The 24368-nt window shown below is 72.1% G+C and carries 25 protein-coding genes and 1 pseudogene; 14 read left to right on the top strand and 12 right to left on the bottom strand.

Translation table 11 applies throughout. The annotated features are described in order from the left end of the window. The first annotated feature begins 195 nt into the window (after window positions 1–195). From tap to IE136_RS16345, 3 genes are all read left to right on the top strand, one after another. The gene (gene tap / locus IE136_RS16355) at window positions 196–2466 is read left to right on the top strand and encodes a telomere-associated protein Tap (RefSeq protein ID WP_189600712.1); all 2271 of its coding nucleotides are present in this window, start codon (window positions 196–198) and stop codon (window positions 2464–2466) included. A 6-nt stretch (window positions 2467–2472) separates the two neighbouring features. Continuing rightward, a complete protein-coding gene (gene tpg, locus IE136_RS16350; protein ID WP_158993237.1) occupies window positions 2473–3027 on the top strand; it encodes a telomere-protecting terminal protein Tpg in 555 nt (184 codons plus the stop codon). 314 nt (window positions 3028–3341) lie between these two features. Further along, window positions 3342–3998: a class I SAM-dependent methyltransferase gene (locus IE136_RS16345; RefSeq protein WP_189600711.1), complete on the top strand. Its 657-nt coding sequence runs from the start codon at window positions 3342–3344 to the stop codon at window positions 3996–3998. A 27-nt stretch (window positions 3999–4025) separates the two neighbouring features. Here the strand turns inward: IE136_RS16345 and IE136_RS16340 are convergent, their stop codons facing one another. After that, on the bottom strand, window positions 4026–4532 hold the full coding sequence (locus IE136_RS16340) for an SMI1/KNR4 family protein (protein WP_189600710.1): 507 nt from the start codon (window positions 4530–4532) through the stop codon (window positions 4026–4028). 65 nt (window positions 4533–4597) lie between these two features. Beyond that, entirely contained in the window at window positions 4598–5155 is a 558-nt protein-coding gene (locus IE136_RS16335) for a TetR/AcrR family transcriptional regulator (protein WP_198422535.1), read from the bottom strand. Between the two features lie 97 nt (window positions 5156–5252). Between IE136_RS16335 and IE136_RS16330 the strand changes: the two genes are divergently transcribed. Beyond that, complete coding sequence (locus IE136_RS16330) at window positions 5253–5867, top strand: DUF2867 domain-containing protein (RefSeq protein WP_158993246.1); 615 nt, start codon at window positions 5253–5255, stop codon at window positions 5865–5867. A 5-nt stretch (window positions 5868–5872) separates the two neighbouring features. Beyond that, complete coding sequence (locus IE136_RS16325) at window positions 5873–6328, top strand: DUF6463 family protein (protein WP_189600708.1); 456 nt, start codon at window positions 5873–5875, stop codon at window positions 6326–6328. A gap of 107 nt (window positions 6329–6435) precedes the next feature. Here IE136_RS16325 and argG read toward each other — a convergent pair whose 3' ends face one another. Together argG and IE136_RS16315 are read right to left on the bottom strand one after the other, a co-directional pair. Next, window positions 6436–7881, bottom strand: coding sequence for an argininosuccinate synthase (gene argG, locus IE136_RS16320; protein ID WP_158993249.1), 1446 nt, complete (start codon window positions 7879–7881; stop codon window positions 6436–6438). Between the two features lie 353 nt (window positions 7882–8234). Then, the gene (locus tag IE136_RS16315) at window positions 8235–8792 is read right to left on the bottom strand and encodes a quercetin 2,3-dioxygenase (protein WP_189600707.1); all 558 of its coding nucleotides are present in this window, start codon (window positions 8790–8792) and stop codon (window positions 8235–8237) included. Between the two features lie 104 nt (window positions 8793–8896). Between IE136_RS16315 and IE136_RS16310 the strand changes: the two genes are divergently transcribed. Continuing rightward, window positions 8897–9346, top strand: a complete 450-nt coding sequence (locus IE136_RS16310; RefSeq protein WP_158993253.1) for a MarR family winged helix-turn-helix transcriptional regulator — start codon at window positions 8897–8899, stop codon at window positions 9344–9346. A gap of 259 nt (window positions 9347–9605) precedes the next feature. Continuing rightward, window positions 9606–9866: a hypothetical protein gene (locus IE136_RS35680; protein WP_158993255.1), complete on the top strand. Its 261-nt coding sequence runs from the start codon at window positions 9606–9608 to the stop codon at window positions 9864–9866. A 190-nt stretch (window positions 9867–10056) separates the two neighbouring features. Here the strand turns inward: IE136_RS35680 and IE136_RS16300 are convergent, their stop codons facing one another. From IE136_RS16300 to IE136_RS16280, 5 genes are all read right to left on the bottom strand, one after another. Continuing rightward, window positions 10057–11184, bottom strand: a complete 1128-nt coding sequence (locus IE136_RS16300; protein WP_189600706.1) for a hypothetical protein — start codon at window positions 11182–11184, stop codon at window positions 10057–10059. A gap of 383 nt (window positions 11185–11567) precedes the next feature. Next, window positions 11568–12197, bottom strand: a complete 630-nt coding sequence (locus tag IE136_RS16295) for an alpha-ketoglutarate-dependent dioxygenase AlkB (RefSeq protein ID WP_158993259.1) — start codon at window positions 12195–12197, stop codon at window positions 11568–11570. Window positions 12198–12249: 52 nt separating this feature from the next. Next, entirely contained in the window at window positions 12250–13359 is a 1110-nt protein-coding gene (locus IE136_RS16290) for a PP2C family protein-serine/threonine phosphatase (RefSeq protein ID WP_373309074.1), read from the bottom strand. 702 nt (window positions 13360–14061) lie between these two features. Next, complete coding sequence (locus tag IE136_RS16285) at window positions 14062–16533, bottom strand: SpoIIE family protein phosphatase (protein ID WP_189600705.1); 2472 nt, start codon at window positions 16531–16533, stop codon at window positions 14062–14064. 165 nt (window positions 16534–16698) lie between these two features. Beyond that, entirely contained in the window at window positions 16699–16968 is a 270-nt protein-coding gene (locus IE136_RS16280) for a hypothetical protein (RefSeq protein WP_189600704.1), read from the bottom strand. Between the two features lie 350 nt (window positions 16969–17318). Here IE136_RS16280 and IE136_RS16275 point away from each other — a divergent pair. From IE136_RS16275 to IE136_RS16265, 3 genes and pseudogenes are all read left to right on the top strand, one after another. After that, window positions 17319–17972 (top strand): annotated as a pseudogene (locus IE136_RS16275) (response regulator); the annotation flags it as partial. A 109-nt stretch (window positions 17973–18081) separates the two neighbouring features. Then, entirely contained in the window at window positions 18082–18408 is a 327-nt protein-coding gene (locus IE136_RS16270; protein ID WP_189600796.1) for a hypothetical protein, read from the top strand. Continuing rightward, window positions 18405–18689 (top strand): hypothetical protein, encoded by a 285-nt coding sequence (locus tag IE136_RS16265; RefSeq protein ID WP_158993269.1) that lies wholly within the window; start codon window positions 18405–18407, stop codon window positions 18687–18689. Before IE136_RS16270 ends, IE136_RS16265 begins: the two co-directional genes overlap by 4 nt. A 76-nt stretch (window positions 18690–18765) precedes the next feature. Here IE136_RS16265 and IE136_RS16260 read toward each other — a convergent pair whose 3' ends face one another. Beyond that, window positions 18766–19185, bottom strand: a complete 420-nt coding sequence (locus IE136_RS16260) for an arsenate reductase ArsC (RefSeq protein ID WP_189600703.1) — start codon at window positions 19183–19185, stop codon at window positions 18766–18768. Between the two features lie 93 nt (window positions 19186–19278). On the opposite strand from IE136_RS16260, the gene IE136_RS16255 reads away from it, so the two are divergent. Together IE136_RS16255 and arsB are read left to right on the top strand one after the other, a co-directional pair. Continuing rightward, window positions 19279–19587: an ArsR/SmtB family transcription factor gene (locus IE136_RS16255; protein ID WP_158993273.1), complete on the top strand. Its 309-nt coding sequence runs from the start codon at window positions 19279–19281 to the stop codon at window positions 19585–19587. Beyond that, complete coding sequence (gene arsB / locus IE136_RS16250) at window positions 19584–20669, top strand: ACR3 family arsenite efflux transporter (RefSeq protein WP_158993275.1); 1086 nt, start codon at window positions 19584–19586, stop codon at window positions 20667–20669. The genes IE136_RS16255 and arsB overlap by 4 nt, the downstream gene beginning before the upstream one ends. Before the next feature lie 105 nt (window positions 20670–20774). On the opposite strand, the gene IE136_RS16245 is transcribed toward arsB, so the two are convergent. Then, on the bottom strand, window positions 20775–21137 hold the full coding sequence (locus tag IE136_RS16245) for an ArsR/SmtB family transcription factor (protein ID WP_189600702.1): 363 nt from the start codon (window positions 21135–21137) through the stop codon (window positions 20775–20777). A gap of 173 nt (window positions 21138–21310) precedes the next feature. Between IE136_RS16245 and IE136_RS16240 the strand changes: the two genes are divergently transcribed. Both IE136_RS16240 and IE136_RS16235 read left to right on the top strand, forming a co-directional pair. Beyond that, complete coding sequence (locus IE136_RS16240) at window positions 21311–22696, top strand: NAD(P)-binding domain-containing protein (protein WP_189600701.1); 1386 nt, start codon at window positions 21311–21313, stop codon at window positions 22694–22696. A gap of 206 nt (window positions 22697–22902) precedes the next feature. Then, window positions 22903–23367, top strand: coding sequence for a hypothetical protein (locus tag IE136_RS16235; protein ID WP_189600700.1), 465 nt, complete (start codon window positions 22903–22905; stop codon window positions 23365–23367). Between the two features lie 44 nt (window positions 23368–23411). On the opposite strand, the gene ppk2 is transcribed toward IE136_RS16235, so the two are convergent. Beyond that, on the bottom strand, window positions 23412–24350 hold the full coding sequence (gene ppk2, locus IE136_RS16230; protein ID WP_189600782.1) for a polyphosphate kinase 2: 939 nt from the start codon (window positions 24348–24350) through the stop codon (window positions 23412–23414). Between the last annotated feature and the right edge of the window lie 18 nt (window positions 24351–24368).

Here is a 24368-nt window from a genome sequence, read left to right as displayed (position 1 = left end):
GATCGTCGCCCGGCGAGACGTGCCGGGCGACGATCGGGTCACCACCCCCTGCGGATCGACCGTGGCGACCCCCACCCCCGTACCGTGCGGCCGTCGCGGGATGAGCGATGCGTACGCCATCGGTACGCGACACGCACGCCTGATGTGCGCGGTTCGTACGGTCCGGGCAGTAGGGTGACGGCCTGGAGGTGTTCCATGTCGGAACTGTTCGACGCCGTCGACGCGCTGATCGCGTCCGCGTCCCCCCTGCCCCCGCCGCAGGAGCGCAAGCGGCTGCGGCAGGCGCACGGGCTGACACTGGACCAGGTGGCCGGCGCACTGAAGGTGCGGCGTGCGACCGTCAGCGGCTGGGAGGCGGGTCGGACCGAACCGAGGCCGCCGGAGCGCGAGGCGTACGCGCGGCTCCTGGAGAAGCTCGCCGCGCTCTATCCCGTCCCGGCCGGCCCCACGACGCCCGGCGAGCCGACGACGGCGCCCGAGGCGCTCACCCCCGCCGTGCCCCCCGTGCCCCCCGCCTCCCCGGCACCCGCCGCGCGCGTCGTACCCACGGCACCCCCCGCGCCCGAGCCGCCGGCACCGCGGGCGCCCTCCGGCCCTCCCGCGCCCGAGGCCGCGGTCACGCCCCCCGCCCGGAACTCCCAGCGCCCCACCCGTGCCGCCGCCCCCCGCCGGACCCCGGCCGCCAGGACATCGTCGCCATCGGCATCGGCATCGGCAGCGACTCCGGCCGACGCCACCGGCTCCCGGTTCGCGCACGGCCCGCTCGCGGTCGTGGAGGTCGAGAACGGCCATGTCTTCGCGTACTGCGTCGGCGGTCTGGTCCTCGACGTGCCCGCGAAGTCCGTCGCGAGCCTGGTCGAGTGGACCCTCACCGAGGCGAAGCTCGGGGCGCCGAAGCTGTCCGGGCCGGGCAAGGACGCCGACCCGCTGATCGTGCTCACCGAAGCCGCGTGCGAGCGCTACGGACTGCCCGTCCGGCTGACCGACGAGGAGCGGCTCGCCGGACGGCTGCCGGAGGGCCACAAGGTCGTCAAGCAGCTGGCGCGCGCCGAATGGAAGCTGACGAAGCGCGGGTTCGGCCCGTGGGCGCGCATCTACCGCCCCGCGCGCGGCTCCGAGCGCTCGTGCGTGCAGCTGTGCGTACCGTCCTGGGGCGCGCTCGACCCCCGCCACTGGGACACCGCCGCCACGCTTCCGCCGGCGGAACTGGCCCGACTCCTGGGCGTCTACGCCTCCCGGGTGATGACGCCGCGTGGCTCCACCGCCGTGACCGGCCTGGAGCTGATGACGGCGCTCCACCCGCCGACCCGCGCCTCCGAGCCGGACGAGAACGGCGTACGGCACAGCGAGCACAACCCGGGCAGCCTGGGCAAGGACCCGGTCGACCCCGCGCCGTGCGAGGCCCCCGACGGCCACCCGCTCCTCGCCGACCTGCCGCGTTTCCACCGGCGGACGCCGGCCGAGGTCCTGGTCGAGGAGGCATACGACTGGGCGAGACCGCTCACGGACGACGAGTGCCTCAAGCCGCACCTGGTCGGCATCGACGTCAACATGGCCTTCGCCGCCGGCGCGAACGGCACGATCGTGGGCCTGGGAGCGCCGACGCACGTCAGGAACCCCGTGTTCGACCCGAAGCTGCCCGGTGCCTGGTTGGTCGACCTCTCGCACGTCGACCTGTCCCGTGTCGTGGTCGGCAAGGAGTGGCGGCGGCTGGAGGGCGACCTGCTGCCGAGCCCGTTCACGCCGAGGGGCGACCGGCCGGAGGGTCCGGCCTGGTACGCGACGCCGACCGTCGCGTACGCGGTGGAGCTCGGCTACGACGTCGCGCCGGCCGAGGCGTACGTCCGGTACGAGAACGGCCGCTACCTGGACGGCTGGTACAACCGGCTGCGCGACGCGTACGTGGCCACGATGGCCGACCTCGGCGTCACCGCCGACCTGCCCCCGGAGGCCTTCCTCGCGGCCATGGAAGGCCACCGGCAGGTGGACCCGCAGCTCGCGATCGTCCTGTCCGCGATCAAGGCGACGGTCAAGGGGGGCATCGGCAAGCTCCGTGAACGCCCGCGCGGAGAGGGCTGGAAGCCCGGCGAACCCTGGCGGGCGCTGTCGCGCCCGACCTGGCGCCCCGACATCCGCGCCGCCGTCATCTCCCGCACGCGGATCAACATGCACCGCAAGCTGCTCAGGCACGCCGCCGTCACCGGCCAGTACCCGGTCGCGATCCTGTCCGACTGCGCCGTCTACGCGGCCGACGGACCGACCCCGCTCGACTTCCTGCCGTACAAGGACGGCAAGCCCCTGCCGGGCGGCTTCCGGCTCGGCGTCAGCCCGGGCATGGTGAAGCACGAGGGCACCCAGAGCGTGCTGTGGGGCGAGGGCGTACGGGAGCGGTACGACGCCCCGGAGCTGAACCTCGCCCGGTACATCAAGGACGGCGACGTCACGCACCAGGACGACGGGGAGTAGCCCGCCATGGCACAGCTCGGGGACGGTCTCGACCAGGCGGTCCGGAAGGCGTTCACCCGCCCCGTCCCGAAGTCGGCCGGTGCGAGGATGCGTTACCTGGTCAAGCAGCTCAAGGGGACCAGGGCGGCGGCCGAGGCGCTCGGCGTCTCCCAGCGCACCGTGGAGCGGTACGTGAAGGACCAGATCAGGAGGCCCCGCCCCGAACTCGCCGCCCGCCTGGCGGCCGAGGTCACCCGGCGGTGGCAGCCGCAGATCCGCGCGAAGGCGAAGGAGAGGGCGGCCACCACCGACGGCATCGTCGTCGACACCCGCGCCCGCTTCGGCTACACCGCCGCCCCGGGCACCACCGACGACGGCCGGATGCGCCACCTCACGGTGGCCCTGCCACCCGAGTTCGCCGCCCGCCTCTTCGACGCACGCGACCAGGGCGCCACCGAGCAGCGCCTGCGCGACATCGCCGCCGAGGGGCTGCAGGAGGTCTACTTCAAGGACCGGGGCCGCCGCGCCGACGGTCTGCTGGTGGAGTTCACCGATCTCGAGCACATCGAGTTCGACCTCTGAAGAACACTGCGGGGTCCACGACGGACAACAGGGGAGTGTGCCTGAGACGTTCCAAAGCGGCTGTGGTCGTGACGACGCCGGCGGTCTTCGGGCCGGTGGCCGTCGGCACATCGTCCGCCCCGGTTCCTTCACCGTGGGGGTCGACGCGTCCGCGGAGACGATCCGGTGGGCGCTCACGGTGACGCAGCCGGAGTAGCGCTCTGGCTCGGAGCCGCGCCGAGGGGTTGGACACCGGTGGGTGTCCAACCCCTCGGTGTTCCATCGCCTGGTGGAGATCCGGCCGCGTTGTCAGTACCCACTGGCAGGATCGGCCCATGACGAATCCCACCGCCATCGCCACCTACTGGGACGCCGTCGCACCTCTCTTCGACGAGGAGCCCGATCACGGCCTCCGCCGGCGAGAGACGCGCGAGGCATGGTCGCGACGCCTCGCCTCCTGGCTGCCGGCCGAGGCGGCGCTGCAAGTGCTGGACGTCGGCTGTGGCACCGGATCGCTCTCCGAGCTGATGGCCGAAGCCGGACACCACGTCACGGGCGTCGACCTCTCGCCCCGGATGATCGAGCGAGCCCGCGTCAAACTACGGACGGCCGGCCTGGAAGGCCGTTTCCTCCTGGGAGACGCGGCGCTGCCGCCCACCGGCGACGATCGGTTCGACGTGCTCCTGTCCCGGCACCTGCTGTGGACGCTGCCCGACCCCCAGGGGGCTCTGCGCCGATGGGTCGCCCGTCTCCGCCCCGGCGGCACCCTCATCCTGGTCGAGGGGCGTTGGCGCGAGGCCGGCCGGAGCGGAGTGCCGTACGTCGACGGCGCCGAAACCCTGCCCTGGCATGGGGGCGTCACCGCCGACGAGCTGACCACCGCGATCGCCCCGCTCGTCACCGACCTGCGCCTCGACGATCTCAGCGGCGCCCCCACCCTCTGGGGCGGCCCGGTGACCGACGAGCGTTACGCCCTGATCGCCCGAATCTGAGAACAGCGCGGGGAGCCGCCTCCGCGTTCAGGGGTTCGCGAGCCAGCCGGTGTACCACGCGCGGAAATCCGGGTGCACCGGGACGAAGCCACCCCAGTCCGGGTCGATGCGCCAGATCTCGCCCGCACGCGGGCCGTTCAGCACCAGCCGTACGAACATGCCGCATCCCTCTTCGGCCAGCGTGAGCGTGCCCCGGGTCAAGGAGTCGGCGAGGCTGTCCATGGGGCCGGGCCGGGGTTCGGTGAGCGAGAACGGCTCGGCGAGCCGGCCTGGAAGCCGGTCCTCCGCCCACTCGTCGTCCACGGCGGACTCCTCGTCCGCGTCCGGGCGAGGGGTGGTCAGCGGCATCAACCCGTGAGCTGGGCCGGCGGGGCCGTTGCCCACCGAGGCGACGAAGGAGCGGTAGTCCGCCGGGAGGACGATGCCGTGGGCCTCCTCGAACGCCCGGATCTCCGCCTCCGGCAGCGGCGGCGTCAGCTCGTACCGGTGGGTGCTCGCCCCGAAGCGCTCCAGCCCGCCGTCCCGGGCCGCCATCTCCCGCAGCCGCGCGCGTACAACGGCCCCGTTTCCCGCCCAGGGACCCTGCCCTCGTCGGGTGCTCACAGGGCGGGACGCAGGAGGAGTTCTCCGGCCAGGTTGATGGCTTCCAGGTGCGTGCGGCCGGGGTGGTCCGCGGCGATGAAGTGGCGACCGATCGCCAGCGCGAAGATCAGGGTGCTGCGGGCCTCGACCTCGTCGGGGTCCGCGATGAAGCTCCCGAACATCGTGCGCAGGAACTCCATCCGGGTGTTGTCGATCCGCCGCAGGCGCGCCGCGACCGAAGGATCCTGGCGGGCCCACTCGCGGACCGCGAGATCGATCCGGTGCAGCTCGTCCGTGAAGGTCAGCCGGCCGGCGAGCCGGAGCCGCTCGGCAGGGTCCCCGCCCTCGGCCTCGACCTGCTCGAGCACGGCGCCGGTGGAACGGTGCTCCCACTCGTCGAGCATCTCGTCGAGCAACGCGGTACGACCGTCGAAGTACCCGTAGAAGCCGCCTTTCGTCACCCCCATCTCGGCGGCCAGGGCCTCGACTCGGACGGCGTCGGGACCGCCCCGGGCCAGGGCGTCGAGTCCCGCTTCGATCCAGCGACTTCGCGGTGTACGGGGGGCGGGAGGCATCTGCTCACCTGCTCTCGGAGAGGGGTGTCCTGGGGGGAGTGTGTACGGTACCGTACACATCGAATATACGGCTCCGTACAGAACGAGAGGTCGAAGCGTGGCGCGACTCGCGAAGTCCACCTTTACCGAGCGGCCGTGGCGCATCCACGAGTTCACCTCCGACTTCGCGGTCGAGGACGTGTGGGCGTTCCGTACCCCCGGCGCCGGGCCCGACGACTTCCCCGCGATGCTCACGGCGATGCGGGTGTCCGGCGGGCTCGCGCGACAGCCCTTGCCGGTCAGGTTCCTGTTCGCCGTTCGGTGGAAGCTCGGCGCCCTCCTCGGCTGGGACAAGCCGGCGGCCGGCTTCGGCGCGCGGGTCGTCTCGCTCCGCGACCGCCTCCCCGGCGACCTTCGCGATGCTCCACGGGGCGAGGACAGTGACGCCATGCCCCTGAGGGGCGTATACGAGCTCCCCACGGAGTCCGCGCGCGAACTGGCGAACAAGACCGTGCACACCGTGATGCACCTCGGCTGGGTGCAGGGGGCGGACGGTGACCACGAGCTGCGGATGACGGTCCTCGTCAAGCCCAACGGACGGTGGGGGCGGATCTACCTGGCCGCCATCGCGCCCTTCCGGTACGTCGTGGTCTACCCGGCCCTGACCCGGGAGTGGGAACGAGCCTGGCGGGACCGTCACGACCTCGCGGCGCGGCACGGCGAAGGGGCCTGATGAGCATGAGCACCCGTAAGCGACTGCTGCGCTGGGCGAGCGGCATCATGATCACGCTGGGCGCAGGGCACCTGTCGTTGCTGGCCGTCTTCGCCTGGGCGGACATCGTCGCCTGGGTGGATCAGGGGATGTGGGCGGCCGTCCCGCTCGCCCTGGCGGACGGCGCCGCCGATCCGGCGGGCGAGTCCCTGCAGAACCAGGTCACCTTCTGGGCCGGCCCCGGTAGCTTCGCCGTGCCGCTGATCCTCCTGGGCTGCCTGGTCTGGCACCTCGCCGGACGCGGAGTGGCCGTGCCCGCCGGTGTCGGCTGGGGCCTCGTGGTGTGGTGCTTCATCGGCGGCGTCCTGCTGGTGCCGTCGCCGTACTTCGCGGGTGCCGTCGCCGGTGCGCTCGTCGTCCTGGCCGCCCGGCAGGACGACCGGTCGCGCGCGGACGGCGACAGGGAGAACGCACTGACCTGACACCCGCCCCCGCACCGACCGAGCATGTCGGCGGTCCGCCGACCTCGAGTGGCGCAAGAAGGCCGGCCCGGCGCCGACAGCGCCGAGCCGGCCTTCTCCGCGGGGGATCAGTCCGTGCCGAACTCCATCGCGGCGCGGTCCAGCATCTCCTCGTCGTCCGACACCTCGCCACGGGAGGCGATGGCCTCGGCGCCGCCCTCCGGCATGGACCCGATCAGCCCGGTCGCGGCCGCCTGGGCGGCACCGATCGCGGGGTTGGCGGTGCCGATCAGGCCGAGGCCGGCGTACTGCTCCAGCTTGGCGCGCGAGTCGGCGATGTCGAGGTTGCGCATGGTGAGCTGGCCGATCCGGTCCACCGGGCCGAACGCCGAGTCCTCGGTACGCTCCATGGACAGCTTGTCCGGGTGGTAGCTGAACGCCGGGCCGGTGGTGTCGAGGATCGAGTAGTCCTCGCCGCGCCGCAGCCGCAGCGTCACCTCGCCGGTGACGGCCGCGCCGACCCAGCGCTGCAGCGACTCACGCACCATGAGCGCCTGGGGGTCCAGCCAGCGGCCCTCGTACATCAGCCGGCCGAGGCGCCGTCCCTCGTTGTGGTAGTGGGCGAGAGTGTCCTCGTTGTGGATCGCGTTGACCAGACGCTCGTACGCCGCGTGCAGCAGGGCCATGCCGGGCGCCTCGTAGATGCCGCGGCTCTTGGCCTCGATGATCCGGTTCTCGATCTGGTCCGACATCCCCATGCCGTGGCGCCCGCCGATGGCGTTGGCCTCCATCACCAGGTCGACGGGCGAGGCGAACTCCTTGCCGTTGATCGTCACGGGGCGGCCCTGGTCGAAGCCGATCGTCACGTCCTCGGTGGCGATCTCCACCTCGGGGTCCCAGAACCGCACGCCCATGATCGGCTCCACGGTCTCCACGCCGGTGTCCAGGTGCTCCAGGGTCTTTGCCTCGTGGGTGGCGCCCCAGATGTTGGCGTCGGTGGAGTACGCCTTCTCGGTGCTGTCACGGTAGGGGAGGTCGTGGGCGAGGAGCCACTCCGACATCTCCTTGCGGCCGCCGAGCTCGGTGACGAAGTCCGCGTCCAGCCAGGGCTTGTAGATCCGCAGGTGCGGATTGGCGAGCAGCCCGTACCGGTAGAAACGCTCGATGTCGTTGCCCTTGAAGGTCGAGCCGTCACCCCAGATCTGGACGTTGTCCTCGAGCATCGCCCGGACCAGGAGGGTGCCCGTGACGGCGCGGCCGAGCGGGGTGGTGTTGAAGTAGGCACGCCCGCCCGAGCGGATGTGGAACGCCCCGCAGGTGAGCGCGGCCAGGCCCTCCTCGACCAGCGCGGCGCGGCAGTCGACCAGGCGCGCGATCTCGGCACCGTAGGTCTTCGCGCGGCCGGGCACCGAGGCGATGTCGGGCTCGTCGTACTGGCCGATGTCGGCGGTGTAGGTGCACGGGACGGCACCCTTGTCGCGCATCCACGCGACCGCGACCGAGGTGTCGAGCCCGCCCGAGAAGGCGATGCCGACGCGCTCGCCGGCGGGAAGGGAGGTGAGGACCTTAGACATAGGAAGAGTATGCATCATCTCGCATGATCATGCAAAGCCGCGCTCCGCCGCGCCACCCGTGTCCGGATGTGACAGGAAGCCGTCATTGCGGCCATGACCGGTCGGCCGTGCGGATGCGTACACGCCCCTTCCGCACCGTGTCGTCATCGCGGTCTTCCCCGATGCCGACCACCTCGACGCCACCGGCCATGGCCGAGGTGTTCGCGCCGGCCGACCGGGAGACCGCCGGCCGCGCCGGATACCAACGCCGCGCAGTTCGCGTGCGCCCGTTTCGTGCGACACGGCAGGCGGGAAGGGAGCGAGGTCGGGGTGGGGTGCGGCGATGAGCTCCCGCAGCGAGGAGTCGGTGGTGGTCATCGGGTCCGCCACTGCTGATCGGGCAGGAAACGTACGTCGAACTGCTCCGGTACGGTCGCGAATCTGCCGGGCTCCGGGACGACGGGGGCCTGCGGCAGGCCGTGTTGCTCCGCGGGCGCGCCCAGGTTCTCGAAGAAGCGCTCGAACGTCCCGCCGGGGCCGGCGGCGACGCCGACGATCTGACTGTGGTGGCGCTCCATGCGGTACGCGTGGCGGCAGTTCTTGGGCACGAAGCCGAAGTCGCCCGGGGTGAGCAGCTTCTCCTGCTGGCCGCCCTCGGTGTCCTCGACGAACAGCCGGACGGCGCCCTGGGTGACGTAGAAGACCTCGTGGGTGTGGGCGTGTAGGTGGGCCGGGATGAGGTCGCCCTTGGGGCCCTCGACGGTGAAGAAGGTGAAGGTGTTCTCGGTCTGCTCGCCGCCGGCGTAGACGGTGATCAGGTCGCCGAAGAGGTGAGCCCGGTCGCCTTCGCCCTTCTCGATGAAGTAGGGCCTTCCCGGCTCCGGGGGGATGTGGGAGGCCCGCCGGTGGCGGGTGGCGTACTCGATGGTCATGGTTTCTCCTCGGATGGACCTTCATCGGAATGTCAGGAAGCCTGACATGAGAAGGTGTGGGTGATCAAGCGCTGGACACGAACCGGCCCCCTCGTGAGGAACGCATGCAGTCGAACCGCCGCAACCTGCCCCAGCTGCTGGGGGACGCCCGCCGCTGGTTCGAGGAAGGGCTGCTGGCGGCGCTCGAGGCGGCCGGGGCCATGCCGGTCACTCCGACGCAGGCGCAGCTCTTCGCCGTACTGGACGACCGCGGCACGACGGTGTCCGAGCTGGCTCGTCGCATGGGCGTCACCCGTCAGACCGCGCATCAGGCCGTCCACGGCCTGATCGCCGCCGGCCTGCTCGACCAGACTCCCGACCCGGCCTCGGCACGCCGACGCCTGATCCGGCGCACCGAGTCAGGCGAACGCACCCATCGCCAGGCGGTCGCCATCCTCGAACGACTGGAAGAACAGCTCGCCGACCGGATCGGCCGAGAGACGGTCGCGGCCCTACGGACGGCCCTGGAAACCCCCTGGGGCCCGCCGCCCTCCCCAGCGCCCGACGGCCGATGATCCGGCGGGGGCACGGAGCGGCGGAGCCGGTCGACCGGAGCCGGTCACTCGGGGAGGATCCTCTCGGCGTCGATCCGCGACGCGAGGGAGTTCGCTTGTGATCACGCAAGGAGTGCGGGTCACAGGCCGGTGCGAGTCATGCGGAGGCACCACGACGTGCGACGTGGGCCAGTTCTTCGATCGCGGCGGGCTCCGATGGGGCACCGAAGGAGGGTGTGCCGATTGCCTGGACGCCTGGTGCGAGCAAGGCGGTGGCTCCGTGACGCCGGAGAGCATCCGCCAAGCCCTGATCCAGGCGCACGGTGCGGCGCGTCTTCGCCTGTCCAGCGGCGTGCCGAGCCTCGTGCCGGTCCTGAAGGTCCTGCGCGAGGCGGGCGAGCTGTCGCCGGCCGAAGCGCGGGCGCAGGCGACCCAACTCGCCGGTGCGGGACTCGTCGGCACACTCGTGGAGATGCGGATCCTGGCCGTTCGGCTTCAGGCACGCGCCGTCACGGTGACCGTCGAACCCGCCGAGGAGTGAGCGGGCGCGCTCAGTCGCCGGAGAAGCTCGACGTTCCCGCCCCCGCATCCGCCCCCGCATCCGGTTCCGGTTCCGGTTCCGGCAGTAGGCCGAAGCGGGCAACAGCCACTGACACGTCGCCTCGCCCGGTCACGGGGCCGCCTCGGCCGCCGGGGTGCGGCCGGGGCGGGGACTGCCGGGCCCGGGCCGGTCAGCTCGGGTCCGGCAGGTACGTCTGGCGCGTGGCGCACTTCCAGACCACGGCCCGTGTCTGGCCGGAGGCGTTCACCGCGCTGCCCGCGGCCCGGTCGTCGTCGGACGCGGCGACCGCCTCGCTCGCCTTCCCCTCCGCCAGTCCCGGCAGGGCCAGTACGGGGCCCGAACCCGGCCACAGCACCGCCTGGTCCGCGCCGTTGACCGCCTCTTCCGGGTGGAAGCGAGCCGTACCGACCGCCACGCCGGTGGTGGGGCTGACGCCGTCCAGGCTCGCGTACGGGTGCGTGCTCAGGCGACCCGGTGACAAACCGGGGGTGCCGTACGGCGCGGTCCACACCCACGGCGTCCATTCGTGGCCGGGCCCGTACCAGTCGCTGCCGACGATCGTTCCGTCGGCAGCGATGCCCGCCACCCAACTGGTGTTGCCACCGCCGGCCGCCTGCGGGAGGATCCGCGCCGGGCCCCCGTCGCCCGGCCACAGCACCGGGTAGGAGAACTCCACGCGGCCGCCGGTGTCCGGCTCCACCTTCTGCACGGTGGCGACGACATCGCCGCGCGCGTTGACGCCTCCCACGGTGTAGACGTACGCGTCCGGGCCGAGCTCCTCGGGAATCGTGAGCGTCCGCTCCACCACGCCGTCGGCGTAGACCCGGATCGTCGTCCCGCCGTACCCGCCCGCGACCACGCGGTTCGAGTCGTTGACGTCCAGCTCCACGCCCCACCGCGGGCCGTCGGGCAACGCGGTGACGGAGGCGTCCCCCGCCCGGTAGGTGAAGCCCACCTGCGTGGTCGTTCCGAAGGGCCGGTACCAGCCCGTCATCAGCCCGCTCGCGTTCACACCGAGGAGCTCGCTCTCCGCCCGGCTGTCGGGCACGGGCACCCGGTGCACGGTGGTCCCGGTCCAGTACACCGCCTTGCCCCGGGAGGAACCCACGGCCAAGGCGCCCCGGCCCAGGTCGCGGACACCCTCCTTCGGCCAGGCGACCTCGGCGCCGGGCAGCGCCCGCAGCACGGTGGGTCCGGGTCCGCAGGCCGCGGCGGCGCTCGCCGAGGCCGGCCCGGCCGCCGTCACAAGGCCGGCCAGCAAGGCCGCGGCGCCCATGGTCGCCGTCATTTTTCGCATGCGTGTTTCCCCCAGGTCGTACGTGCGGATACGTGGCGGTGCCCATGGTGCCCCGGAGAGGGGAGGGAGGTGGCCGGAACGGTGCACACCGCTTCGCACCGCCCGAATCGGCGCGATCGGTGAGACGCCGAGCGGTGAACGCACGTGCTGCGGCGCCGAGTCGGCCGGTCCGGAGCCGGCGCGGTGGGCGACCAGGCCGAGGGAGAGGGCACCGGTCGAGCAGTCGGCGGGGGAGTTCGACACGTTGAGCCGTGAGCCGGCGGACCGGTGTCTCGCACGCCCGGTCGCGAAGGGTGCGCCACGGACCTCGGGTCACCGCGTGTCGCCGCTGGAGGACGCGGCCGAGGCCCAACCTCGGTCGGCGGGGGGCGGCCGGCCCCGGCTCAGGCGACACCTCGCGGGCGGAACTGGATGCTGATCCGGGGGCCTACGGCGCGGCTGGACTTGGGGATCGCGTGTTCCCAGGTGCGCTGGCAGGAGCCGCCCATCACCACCAGGTCGCCATGGCCCAGCGCCAGCCGTAGGGCCGCCGCGCCACCGCCGCGCGGGCGCAGCGCCAGGTCGCGGGGGTCGCCCACGGAGAGGATGGCGACCATGGTGTCCTGCGTCGCGGAGCGCCCCGTGCGGTCGCCGTGCCAGGCCACGCTGTCGCGGCCGTCGCGGTAGAGGCAGAGACCGGCCGTGACGAAGGGCTCGCCCAGCTCCGGCGCGTAGTACGCGCTCAGGGCGGAACGGGCCTCCTCGAGCACCGCGTGCGGCAGGGGCTCACCCTCCCGGTAGTAGGCCAGCAACCGGGGTACGTCGACCTCCCGCTCGTACATGTGCCGCCGCTCGGCCCGCCAGGGGACCCCTGCGGCGAGCTCCTCGAACAGCGCGTCCGCGCCGGTCAGCCAGGCTGGCAGCAGGTCGATCCACGCGCCGCTGCCCAGCTCACGCCGCCGTACGTCGTGCAGCGGTCCGAGCCGCATGTCGTCGCCCTGGTCGAACAGCGAGGCCTGGAGATGTGCGTGCATAACATTCAGCCTACCCACTGAAAACGAACGTGTGAGCGAATGTAGGGGCGGTTCACGGCGGTGTGGAGCGCTCGATCGCGATCATGGCGGCGTCGTCGCCCAACCGTCCGCCGACATGGTCGAGCAGATCCCGGCGCAGGCGACGCAGGAACGCGTCGGGGCCGCTCTCGTTCCAGCCGGTGATGCGCTCGGTGAGGGGATAGAACGCGCCGACGGGGTCGCGAGCCTCGATGACCCCGTCGGTGTACACCAGCAGGAGGTCACCGACCTCGAACGCGAAGCTGTCGACGTGGTAGCGGCGGTTCGCCAGGTCGCCCAGACCCAGGGGAGGCGCGGGCTGGTAGGCGTCGATGGTCACAGGACGGCCGTGGCGCAGGACGACCGGCGGTGGGTGCCCGCAGTCGATCATGTCGACTCTGCTGTCGTCATCGGGGATGTCGAGAACGGCGGCGGTGATGAAGGTCTCGCCGGACTGCTCCGCCTCACCGGTTTCGGCCAGGTCCCAGCACACGGCTCCGTCGAGGTACGTGACCAGTTCCACCAGACTCGCCTGGCGATGGGCGGCTGCCCGGAAAGCGCCCAGCAGCAGAGCGGCGTCACCGACGGCGGTCATGCCTTTGCCCCGTACGTCACCCACGATCAGGCGGGTACCGGATCGGGTGCGCGCGGCCGCGTAGAGGTCACCGCCGATCTGGGCCTCGGCCTCCGCCGCGAGGTAGACGGAGGCGACTCGTAGGGGTCCGATCCGCTTCGGCAGCGGCCTCAGGACGACCCGCTGGGCGGTCTCCGACACGTACTTCACTTGCGTCAGCTGTCTCGCCCGGCGCTCCCGCAGCACGCAGAAGAACACGAGGCTCGATCCGACCACGACGAGGGACGCTATCTGCGCCTGGTGGTTCGCCGAGAACAGCTCACCTCGATCGCGCAGCACCGCGATGACGGCCTGGGCCACCACCGCGAGGGCGGCGACCGCCCCCGTCAGCCGGGGGCCGGCGAACGAGGCGGTGATCGCCGGAGCCGCGACCAACAGGGGCCCCAGGTGAATGTCGGGCGGCGCGAGCACGTCGATCACGACAACCGCCACCATCAGCGCGATCGGGATGGCCACCTTCGCATGACCGGCTCGCGTCGACCGGAGTGGACCTCGTAGGCGCTGCGACACACCTCCTCTCTACACCTGCCCCACGCGGCGCGCAGCGCAAGCCGGGGGAGCCCGGCTCAGGCCCGGACGACCTTGATCACCGCGCGGTCCGCCGAAGCCCCGCCCCCTGCCAGAAGGCTTGCAGGCCGCAGGAGTGAATGCTCACGGATGGGTCCTTGCTGTCGAGGGTCGCCTCTGGCGCGCGCGGGCGGCCTACTCCGATGATCCGGTGCGCCGGCCGCCCCCCGAGTCGTACTGGAACGCCAACCTCGCTCGCCGTCCGGGCATCCTGCGCACCGTTCCCCGGGGCTGTCGCCCTGCGCACGATCCATCACATGGACTTCGAAGCGGCCCCCACCCGCATGCGCGACCCGCTGCGGCCCGGCGGCACGCCGGTGGTGGTCGGCCTGGCCCGCGACGTGGGCGTGAGGGAGCGGGCGGCGACGGTCGCGGCCGCCCCTGCCGTGCGGATCACGAAGGTGCTGCGTCGTGCCGGCGGCCCGGAGGGCATGCCCGTCGCCGACCCCCTAAATGAGTTACGGGCAGGTGCGGGCAGCGGCGCGGCGGCCGCTGCCGGGCGTGCGCCACCGCCGCCACGTCGTGCGCCGGTACTCACCGACCTGGGGCAAGCCCGCCGCAACGACCAGGTGACCCTCAGCGCTCGGCTGTCGGCACCGGACGGCCCGGTCCTCGTCCGGCGGTTCGGTGCCGCCGATGAGGGCGTCACAGCGGAATCGGCTGTTCGGCCCAGATCGTCTTGCCGGTCGCGGTGTAGCGGGTGCCCCACTGCTGGGTCATCTGCGCGACGAGGAACAGGCCGCGGCCGCCCTCGTCCTCGCTCCCCGCACGCCGGAGATGGGGCGAGGTGTGGCCGGTGTCGGAGACCTCGCAGATCAGGGTGCGGTCGCGGATGAGCCGCAGCTGGATGGGGCCGGAGGCGTAGCGGATGGCGTTGGTGACGAGTTCGCTGACGACCAGTTCGGTGGTGAAGGAGAGGTCCCCGTCCAGCCCCCACGCCCCGACCTGCCCGGTGGCCAGCGAGCGGGCCCGGCCCACCACCTCCGGGTCGTCGGCCAGGTCCCACGCGGCCACCTCGTGGCTGTCCAGGGTCCGGGTGCGTACGAGGAGGAGCGCGGCGTCGTCGTCGACGGGGCCCGGCAGCAGCGTGGCGACGATCCGGTCGCACAGGTCGTCGAGGGGGCGGTCGTGCTCGGCGAGGACGCTGTGCAGCGCGGCGAGTTCGGCATCCCGGTCCCGGTCCCGGCCCTGGACGAGCCCATCCGTGAACAGGGCGATCACGCTGCCCTCGGGGAGGGTGAACTCGCCGCTCTCGAACGGCAGGCCACCGAGGCCGAGCGGCGGTCCGGCCGGCAGGTCGGGGTGCGTGACCGCCCCGGTGACGGGGTCGACGACGGAGGGCAGCGGGTGGCCGGCGCGGGCCATGCTGCACCGCCCGGTCACCGGGTCGTACACGGCGTACAGGCAGGTCACGCCGAAGGCCGCGTCGTCGATCTCCGCCTGGACCGCGGCCTGCTCGTGGGCGTCCTGGGTGATGACTTCGTCGAGGCGGGCGAGGAGTTCGTCGGGCGGGAGGTCGAGCCGGGCGAGCGCGCGCACGCTCGTACGGATGCGGCCCATGGTGGCGGCGGCGCGCACACCGTGGCCGACGACGTCGCCGACGACCAGGCCGACGCGCGTACCGGACAGGGCGATCACGTCGTACCAGTCGCCGCCGACTCCGGCCCTGCTGTCCGCCGGCAGGTATCGGTGGGCGACGTCCACGCCGGTCAGCCGCGGCAGGTACCGAGGGAGCAGGCTGCGCTGGAGGGTGAGGGCCGCGGTGTGCTCACGGGTGAAGCGACGGGCGTTGTCCATGCTGACGGCGGCTCGGGCCACCAGCTCCTCGGCCACGAGCAGATCGGCGGCTTCGAAGGGGTCCGGGTGGCTGTCGCGGGAGAAGGTGACGACGCCGAGCGGGGACACTTCGGTGCACAGCGGTACGGCGAGCCGGGAGTGCACGCCGCTGTCCGTGCGCGTCGGGCCTTCCAGTACGGGGCGCCTGTCGGCCAGGCAGCGGGCCTGGAGCGAGTCCGGCGGGTGGACGACCGGCTCGGGCGGAGTGGTCCGGCCGGGCGGGCCGGTGCGGGCGCCTGTGTCTGTGGCTGTGCCTATGCCAGTGTCTGGGGCTGTGCCTGGGCCGTCGTCCGTCGCCGCCGGTCCGGCCGGCCCTTCCCAGACCCGTACGAGACGCCTGGCGGTCGCCGTTCCGGGGGGCGGCTGTTCGCCCTCCAGGACGACGTCGATGAGGTCGACCGTGATGCCGTCGGCGAACTGCGGGACGGCCACGGTCGAGAGTTCCTGTGCCGTACGGGTCATGTCCAGGGACGTGCCCACCCTGCCGCCGGCCCGTACGAGGAGGTCCAGCCGCTGCTGGGCGAGGTAGCGGTCGGTGATGTCCACCGACTCCTCGCACACGCCCAGGGTGGTGCCGTGCGCGTCCTGGAGCCGGTAGTAAGAGCAGGACCAGACGTGGTCGTGCTCGAGGTCGGAGGGCGGGCGGCCGCTGTAGTGGAGTTCGATGACGGGCTCACCGGTGACGATCACCCGGCGCATGATCTCCTCCAGCGTGGCCGGGTACCCCTCGGAGAGGACCTCGCCGTCGGCGACCATCTCGTCGGGGCCGAGTCCGGCGTACTGGGTGGTGCCCATCTCGAGGTAGAGGGCGCGGTTGGTCCATACGACACGCAGGTCGGTGCCGTAGATGGCGAGGCCGATCGGCGACTGGTCGACCAGGCCCCGGAGCATCGACTGGAGGGCTTCCCACCGCTCCGTCTCGTCCGCCTCCGCCAGGGAGAGCAGCCTCGCGGGCCCGGTCCCGGTATGGGAGAGCGGGAGACTCGTGGTCGCCACGCGGACGACATGGCCGTCCCGGTGGCGCATGCGGAGCACCTGGCGCCGGGCGTGCGCCGTGCCCGGGAGGGGCGTGGCCGTCGCGGCGGCGACACCGGGGTGGTCGTCGATGAACGACCCGATGGGACGGCCCACCGCCTCGTGCGGGGGGTAGCCGAGCAGCGCGGTCGCCGCCGGGCCCCAGCCCACGACGGTGCCGTCGGCGTCCAGGACGGCGGTCGCCGCCTTCGTCACATCGAGGGGGCCGCGGAAGTCGGCGTCCTCGGCCGCGTACACCGCGCTCATTGCATCGGCCTCCCTACGTACCCTCATGGTCGGTCGGCAGTCGGCGTGGCACAACTGCGCTCGACCCCGGCAGGGCGAGCCCGACGCCGCCCCCGCCGACGGGCCCATCCGGACCGGTTCCTGGTCGTTGCGTGGGCTCCGGGTGTGCCCAGGACGGCCCCGTCGTCATGCTGTGCCGAAAGGGTGATTTGCCCGAGCGCGTCGAGGGAGGAAGGCGTGCGGGTGGCGCCCGGCGACGATCACTCCGATCAGCGCCAGGACCGCGGCCGTGGTGGCCCCGAGCCGCCCGGCGCTCATGGTGTACACGTCGGCGGCGGCCGCCTGGACCGAGGCGTGCGTGGCCGCCGGTGCGGCGAGCGCGAACACCCCGAACAGGGCGGCTCCGGCCGCCGCGACACCACGTCGGACCGTTTCCACGGCTCCCGATGCGCTCATGGCTCTCTCCTTCTTCACGCGCTTCACGCGTCTCGTCTCCGAGGTTCGGATGGCGACCCAGCATGTCGCCGTGCGTGCCGCCGGTCGTCCCGCAAGGGCAGGCACTTCGCGCTGCCGCCGTCGGCTCACCCCGCTGCTGCGGACGCGGCGGGTAGGCGCGCGCTTACCGCGTGCGCGGTAGTCGGCCGCTCGTCCGCGAGAGGGATTCGGCCGTGGCGGCATCCGGCTAGGGTGCGCGGACGAGCACAGGACGGGCGAACGCGTCACCGCCCTCGGCGGTCGCCTGAGCGCGGAGCCGCGCGGCGAGGGCGGTTCACCGTCCGGGCCGAACTCCCCGTGGACCGGACGTCGTGATCCGTGTCCTGCTGGTCGACGACCAGCCGCTCATACGCAGTGGATTCCGCGCGCTCCTCGACCTAGAGGACGACATCGAGGTGGTGGCCGAGGCGGGCGACGGGAAAGAGGGCCTGGTCCTGGCCGAGCACCATCTGCCCGACGTCGCGCTCATCGACATCCAGATGCCGGTCATGGACGGCATCGAGACCACGCGCCGCATCGCGGCGGACCCGTCCCTGGCCGGGGTGCATGTCGTCATCGTCACCAACTACGGCATGGACGCCTACGTCTTGGACGCGCTGCGCGCCGGCGCGGCGGGCTTCCTCGTCAAGGACATCGTGCCGGAGGACTTCCTGCACGCCGTACGTGTCGCGGCCCGCGGCGACGCCCTGCTCGCCCCGTCCATCACCCGCGAACTGATCCACCGGTACGTCACCCAGCCGCGCATCACCGACACCGTGGCGGGGCTGAAGAAGCTGACCAACCGGGAACACGAGGCCGTCGCCCTCGTCGCGCAGGGCCTGTCCAACGACGAGATCGCCGACCGTATGGTGATCAGCTCCCTGACGGCGAAAACCCATGTCAACCGGGCCATGGCAAAACTCCACGCCCGTGACCGCGCCCAACTCGTCGTCGCCGCCTACGAGTCCGGCCTGGTGACTCCGCGCAGCCGCTGCCGCGCCGCGCCGCCGGAGTCGATTCTCCGAGCTCCGTGGCCTCCCCACGAGCGCGTCGCACGTCGTACGGTGGTTGTGCACGAGACGAGGAGGCCACAGGATGAGCGCGCTGCCGCACGAGACGTCGACGCAGACGTACGCGAACCCGTACCGAATCGAACCGGACGAGGGCCCGCAGACCCTCGCCGAGCTCCGCGCGGCCCTCGCGGTCATCGACTCCGCCGAACTCACCGCGTTCAACGCGCGGTTGGACGCCGCTCGCTTCGGGCGCGAGCAGACGGCCGTCATCACACAGGCCCGTCACCTCGTCGCCCTGCGGACCCGGCGTCCCGAAGTCGCGGAAGCCGTGCGCGCTTCCGTCGCGGGGGAGGCCGACCTCATGGGCGTCGACGATCTGTGGGCCGAGCTCGACAAGGGCGCCGCGTGACCCACTGGAACGTCCAGGTGCCACGACGGCTGTACGCCGAGTTCGCTCACCTGTCGCCCGGCGGTCGCCGAGCCGTGCACGACGCCCTGGCGCTGCTTGCCGCCGACCCAAGGACTCCCGCGTCGACGGCCGAGCCGGTTCAGGCCCTCGAGCTCCGCCGTCTCACCACCGAGCCGGCCACGGACACGGGCATCGCGATCACCATCCTGTACCGCGTGCACGAACCCCAGGGCGAGAGGCCGGGACGTGTAGAGCTGATCTTCATCCTCGCGGGTCCCTGAACGGCCACACGAAGGCTTTTCCGGGTCTCGCCGTCACCGGCCGATCACAGGGTCGGCCGCGCGCCCGTCGCGCGGCTCACGCCTCGCCCTGTGTGTCGATCTCGGCGATCAGGCCTTCGGTCAGGACCTTGATCTCGTCGCGGATGGGGCGGACGGCCTCGACGCCCTGCCCGGCCGGGTCTTCGAGGGCCCAGTCGAGGTACTTCTTGCCGGGGAAGACCGGACAGGCGTCGCCGCAGCCCATGGTGATGACGTAGTCGGACGCCTGGACGGCCTCGGTGGTGAGCACCTTCGGCTTCTGGCCGGAGATGTCCACGCCGACCTCCCTCATGGCCTCGACGGCGGACGGGTTGACCTGGTCGCCCGGAACGGAGCCGGCCGAGCGGACCTCGATGCGGTCGCCGGCGAGGTGGTTCAGGAATCCGGCGGCCATCTGCGAGCGTCCGGCGTTGTGGACGCAGACGAAGAGCACGGAGGCGAGCGGAGCGGTGGTCATCGGTTCTTCCTTCGTGGCGGGGATGGACGCGGCGGGCTCCGACGAGTCATCCCCGGCTGGTGTCAGCGGCGGGTGATGTGACAGTATCAGCCCATGATGACGTCAGTCGACACTGATCTGATCCGGGTTCTGGCCGACCCGTTGAGGCTCCAGATCGTGACTCTGCTCGCCCGCGAGACGCTGTGCACCACTCACCTCGTGGAGGAGACGGGTGCCCGGCAGACGAACCTCTCCAACCATCTGAGAGTGCTGCGGGAGGCCGGGGTCGTGGAGACCGAGCCCTGCGGCCGCTTCACGTACTACAAGCTCCGTCCGGACGTCATCGCCTCCCTTGCCGGTCGGTTCGCCGAGTTGGCCGAGACCGCCCGTACCGCTGCAGAGAACAAGAGGGCCTGTCCGTGACCCCCACCCAAGCGCCCGCGACGACCGAGGAAGCCTCGGTCGTCGCGAAGCTGTCGACGCTCGACCGTTTCCTCGCCGTCTGGATCCTCCTGGCCATGGCCCTCGGCCTGGGTCTCGGGCGGCTGATCCCCGGCCTGAACGACGCGCTCGCCACGGTCGAGATCGGCGGCATCTCGCTCCCGATCGCGGTCGGACTGCTGATCATGATGTACCCGGTGCTCGCCAAGGTCCGGTACGACAAGCTGGACGCCGTCACCGGCGACCGGAAGCTCATGCTGTCCTCGCTGGTCGTGAACTGGATCCTGGGCCCGGCGCTCATGTTCGCCCTCGCCTGGATCTTCCTGCCGGACCTGCCCGAGTACCGCACCGGCCTGATCATCGTCGGCCTCGCCCGCTGCATCGCCATGGTGATCATCTGGAACGACCTTGCCTGCGGCGACCGCGAGGCCGCCGCGGTCCTCGTCGCCCTGAACTCCGTCTTCCAGGTCGTCGCCTTCGGCCTGCTCGGCTGGTTCTACCTCGACCTGCTGCCCGGCCGGCTCGGCCTCGGCGAGGGGGAGACCCTCGACATCTCGATGTGGAAGATCGCGCTCAACGTCGTCATCTTCCTCGGTGTGCCTCTGGTGGCCGGTTTCCTGACCCGCCGCATCGGCGAGCGGCGGATGGGGCGAGAGTCGTACGAGGCGACGTTCCTGCCGAAGATCGGCCCCTGGGCCCTCTACGGCCTGCTCTTCACGATCCTCGTCCTCTTCGCCCTCCAGGGAAGGACGATCACGTCGCAGCCGCTGGACGTGGCGCGGATCGCGCTCCCCCTGCTCGTGTACTTCGCGCTCATGTGGTTCGGCACGTTCGCGCTCGGCAAGGTCATCGGCCTGAACTACGACCGCACCGCGACCCTCGCCTTCACGGCCGCCGGCAACAACTTCGAGCTGGCGATCGCCGTCGCCATCGCCACCTTCGGCGTCACCTCCGGCCAGGCGCTCTCCGGTGTCGTCGGCCCGCTGATCGAGGTGCCGGTGCTCGTCGCACTGGTGTACGTGTCCCTGGCCTGGCGCAAGAAGTTCTCCGCCGCGCGGCAGTAGCCCTGCCGTGTGGCCGCTCGGTGCCCCGCCCTTCTCCGAAGGCGCGGGGCACCGTCGTCGGGGACCCGGGCGGCTCGTGCCGCCCGAGACTCGGCGACCGCGGCGTCACGCCGTGGCGGCCTTGGTGAGCAGTTGGCCCATGGCGGTCAGGACGGCCGGTTCGACGCGGTAGTAGACCCACGTGCCGCGACGCTCGGAAGAGAGCAGGCCCGCTTCCTTCAGCTTCTTCAAGTGGTGGGAGACGGTCGGCTGGGAGACGCCGACGTCGGAGATGTCGCAGACGCATGCCTCGCCGCCCTCGTGCGAGGCGACGGCCGAGAAGAGCCGCAGGCGGACCGGGTCGCCGAGCGCCTTGAACATGACGGCGGTCCGCTCGGCTTCGTCGGCCGTCAGCGGTCGCTCGTTCAGAGGAGGGCAGCAGGGCTCGACGGCGGGCTCCAGCAGCGGCAAGGCCTTCACGTTCGACATGCGTCTATGTTGACACACGTCGAATCACGGTCACGGTGGCATCGCGTACGAGCGGCCGACGGCGCACGGGTCTTCTCTGGATCGATGAGTGTCTATGTTGACGCTCATCGAATCAAGTGCCATGCTGGGCGAGCAAGAGATCGACAGATGTCGAAACAGCTAAGGGGTACGTCATGAACGCCACCGCCACCGAGCAGCCGCCTGTCGTGGTCATCGGCGCCGGGCCCGCCGGTCTGGCCGCCGCCGCCCATCTCGTCGATCGGGGCCTTGAGCCGCTGGTCCTGGAGGCCGGGGCGCAGGCGGGTGCGGCGGTGCGGGAGTGGGCGCACGTCCGGCTCTTCTCCACCTGGGGCGAACTCACCGACCCGATCGCCGAGAAGCTGCTCGCCCCCACCGGCTGGACCAAGCCCGACACGGCGGCGTACCCCACGGGCGGCGACTGGGCGGAGCGGTACCTGCAGCCGCTCGCCGACGTTCTCGGCGACAAGGTGCGTGTCGGCGCCCGCGTCACCGGCGTGTCCCGCGCCGGCCGTGACCGGATCGTCGACGCAGACCGCGAAACCCGCCCCTTCACCGTCCACGTCCAGTACGCCGACGGCCGCGAGGAGCGGATCCTCGCCCGCGCCGTCCTCGACGCCTCCGGTACCTGGGCCGTCCCGAGTCCGGCCGGCGGCGACGGGCTCCCGGCGCTCGGTGAGCGCGCGGCGGCCGACCGGATCTCCTACCGCGTCCCGGACCTCAAGGACCCCGCGGCCAGAACCCGTTACGTCGGAAAGCGCACCGCCGTCATCGGCTCCGGCGCCTCCGCCTTCACCGCCCTCGCCTCGCTCGCCGACCTCGCGAAGTCCGAGGACGGCGACGGCACGCATGCCACCTGGATCCTGCGCCGCGGCATCTCCGGCTCCACGTTCGGCGGCGGCACCGCCGATCAGCTCCCCGCCCGAGGCGCCCTCGGCCTCGCGGCGAAGGCGGCGGTCGACGAGGGCTACGCCGACGCCGTCACCGGCTTCCGTACGCAGGCGATCGAGCGCGACGGCGAGCGGCTCGTGCTGGTCTCGGAGGACGGCCACCGGCTCGGCCCCGTCGACGAGGTGATCGTCCTCACCGGCCTCCGCCCCGACCTGTCCTTCCTCGACGAACTCCGCCTGAGTCTGGACGAGCGGCTTCAGGCCCCGGTCGAGCTGGCTCCGCTGATCGACCCCAACCAGCACTCCTGCGGCACGGTGTACCCGCACGGGGTGAAGGAGCTGTCGCACCCGGAGGAGGGCGTGTATCTGGTCGGCATGAAGTCGTACGGCCGCGCCCCGACCTTTCTCGCCCTGACCGGGTACGAGCAGGTCCGCTCCGTCGTCGCCGCGATCGCCGGCGACCGTGAGTCCGCCGAGCGCGTCGAGCTGGTACTGCCCGAGACCGGAGTCTGCGGCGGGGCCGGCCTCTTCGACCAGCCGGAGACCGGCGAGGCGGCCGAGGGGGCGGCCGACGGCGGAGGCTGCTGCGCTCCCGCCCCCGCGCTCATCCAGCTCGGCGCCACGCCGCCGGCGCCCTCCTGCGGTACGTGACCGACCCCCACCCGCCGTACACCACGGACGGGTCTCGGCCGGTCCGACGGTCCGGCCGAGACCCCGCGCGTCGGCGACCGCCGGCTCCGAGAACGCCGCCCCTTCGCCGCTGAACCCGCCTCCGAAAGCGACCCTGCGGTCACTCGTCCCGGTGGATGGCCGCGTGTTCGCTCACGGGCCGTCACCACCTGCGGCAGCGTGGCCTCATGCACCTCCGAAAGGCGGCCCCGTCGCTCATCCTCGCCGCGCTCCTGAGCATGAGCGGTTGCGTGTCCGTCCATCACCAGCCCGCGTCGCCGCCCGCCCATGGCCGCCCGGCAGGCCTCGCCCCGGCCGCCGACCGGCCCCCGTCCCCGTTGCCGACCTGGCCCGAGCCCCGGCAGGCTCCGCCGCGGGAGGTGCTGGAGTCCACCGATCCCGGCACCGAGCCGAAGAAGAAGACGCCGGCCACCGCCCAGCCGCGGCGGAAAAGGGCGCAGCCCGCCCGAACTCGCACGTCCGTGCCCCGCCGGACCGAGCGGTACGGTGCTCCGCCGAAGATCGGCACCCCGCGAACGGGCCGGCCGGCTCCCAAGCCCCGTCCGCCCCAGATGGCGAGACTGTGTGGTCAGGCAGACGGCGTCGTCGCCCCGGGGATCGTCAAGCTCTGCCGGGATGCCTACGGCCGCTGAGGTACCGCCGGCGCCGAGGGCGGGCCGGGGGTGGGCGGGGGTTTTCAGCTTTCCGAGGTGTCCGGGTGTTCTCCCGGACCCTCCCGGCGTGGGACCAGAGGCGTGGGGGAGAGGGCGGAGGTCTCCTCGCCGGGTTCGAGGAGGGTGTCGGCCGCGCCGACGATGAGCGGATCCGGCTCGCCCACGGCGGCCGGGTCCTTGCTCTCGTAGTCGATGCGCGACAGCAGGCTGCGCATGGCCTCCAGGCGGGCCCGCCGCTTGTCGTTGCTCTTGACCACCGTCCAGGGCGCGTGTGCGGTGTCCGTGGCCCTGAACATGGCGACCTTGGCGGCGGTGTAGTCGTCCCAGAGGTCGAGCGAGGCCAGGTCGGTGGGTGAGAGCTTCCACTGCCGTACCGGGTCCACCTGGCGGATCGCGAAGCGGGTGCGCTGCTCGGAGCGGGAGACGGAGAACCAGAACTTCAACAGGTGGATGCCGTCCTCGACCAGCATGCGCTCGAAGAGCGGGCACTGGTGCAGGAACAGTGCGTACTCCTCGTCGGTGCAGAAGCCCATGACCCGTTCCACGCCCGCCCGGTTGTACCAGGAGCGGTCGAAGAACACGATCTCACCGGGAGCCGGCAGATGAGCCGCGTAGCGCTGGAAGTACCACTGCCCTGCCTCCCGCTCGGTCGGCTTGTCCAGGGCCACGATCCGTGCGCCGCGCGGGTTGAGCCGCTCGGTGAACCGCTGGATCGTGCCGCCCTTGCCGGCGGCGTCCCGGCCCTCGCACACCACGATCAGCCGGGCACCGGTCTCCTTGGCCCAGCGTTGCAGCTTGAGCATCTCGATCTGGAGTATCCGCTTGGCCCGCTCGTACTCGCCGCGCCGGACCTTCCGGTCGTAGGGGTAGTTCTCCTGCCAGGTACGGATGGGTTCGCCGGCGGCGCTGAGCAGGACGGGCTGCTCGGGTCGGCTCGCGTCCACGCTCAGGCCGTTCAGCAGGTCCTTCTTGACCTTGCT

Source organism: Streptomyces lateritius (assembly GCF_014649715.1).
GTDB classification, from domain to species: Bacteria; Actinomycetota; Actinomycetes; order Streptomycetales; family Streptomycetaceae; genus Streptomyces; species Streptomyces lateritius.
The sequence above is the reverse complement of the archived record's forward strand: the minus strand, read 5'-3'. Positions and strand labels throughout refer to the sequence as shown.

Bases quoted from the DNA above. Each gene is read 5' to 3' on its own strand.
- IE136_RS16235 (WP_189600700.1), top strand. From the start codon at position 22,903: ATGCACCTCCGAAAGGCGGCCCCGTCGCTCATCCTCGCCGCGCTCCTG.
- tpg (WP_158993237.1), top strand. From the start codon at position 2,473: ATGGCACAGCTCGGGGACGGTCTCGACCAGGCGGTCCGGAAGGCGTTC.
- IE136_RS16285 (WP_189600705.1), bottom strand. From the start codon at position 16,533: ATGAGCGCGGTGTACGCGGCCGAGGACGCCGACTTCCGCGGCCCCCTC.
- IE136_RS16255 (WP_158993273.1), top strand. From the start codon at position 19,279: ATGATGACGTCAGTCGACACTGATCTGATCCGGGTTCTGGCCGACCCG.
- IE136_RS16240 (WP_189600701.1), top strand. From the start codon at position 21,311: ATGAACGCCACCGCCACCGAGCAGCCGCCTGTCGTGGTCATCGGCGCC.
- IE136_RS16325 (WP_189600708.1), top strand. From the start codon at position 5,873: ATGAGCACCCGTAAGCGACTGCTGCGCTGGGCGAGCGGCATCATGATC.
- IE136_RS16335 (WP_198422535.1), bottom strand. From the start codon at position 5,155: ATGCCTCCCGCCCCCCGTACACCGCGAAGTCGCTGGATCGAAGCGGGA.
- IE136_RS16280 (WP_189600704.1), bottom strand. From the start codon at position 16,968: ATGAGCGCATCGGGAGCCGTGGAAACGGTCCGACGTGGTGTCGCGGCG.
- argG (WP_158993249.1), bottom strand. From the start codon at position 7,881: ATGTCTAAGGTCCTCACCTCCCTTCCCGCCGGCGAGCGCGTCGGCATC.
- IE136_RS16345 (WP_189600711.1), top strand. From the start codon at position 3,342: ATGACGAATCCCACCGCCATCGCCACCTACTGGGACGCCGTCGCACCT.
- IE136_RS16315 (WP_189600707.1), bottom strand. From the start codon at position 8,792: ATGACCATCGAGTACGCCACCCGCCACCGGCGGGCCTCCCACATCCCC.
- IE136_RS16245 (WP_189600702.1), bottom strand. From the start codon at position 21,137: ATGTCGAACGTGAAGGCCTTGCCGCTGCTGGAGCCCGCCGTCGAGCCC.
- tap (WP_189600712.1), top strand. From the start codon at position 196: ATGTCGGAACTGTTCGACGCCGTCGACGCGCTGATCGCGTCCGCGTCC.
- IE136_RS16260 (WP_189600703.1), bottom strand. From the start codon at position 19,185: ATGACCACCGCTCCGCTCGCCTCCGTGCTCTTCGTCTGCGTCCACAAC.
- IE136_RS16270 (WP_189600796.1), top strand. From the start codon at position 18,082: ATGAGCGCGCTGCCGCACGAGACGTCGACGCAGACGTACGCGAACCCG.
- IE136_RS16310 (WP_158993253.1), top strand. From the start codon at position 8,897: ATGCAGTCGAACCGCCGCAACCTGCCCCAGCTGCTGGGGGACGCCCGC.
- IE136_RS16295 (WP_158993259.1), bottom strand. From the start codon at position 12,197: ATGCACGCACATCTCCAGGCCTCGCTGTTCGACCAGGGCGACGACATG.
- IE136_RS16300 (WP_189600706.1), bottom strand. From the start codon at position 11,184: ATGCGAAAAATGACGGCGACCATGGGCGCCGCGGCCTTGCTGGCCGGC.
- IE136_RS16340 (WP_189600710.1), bottom strand. From the start codon at position 4,532: ATGGCGGCCCGGGACGGCGGGCTGGAGCGCTTCGGGGCGAGCACCCAC.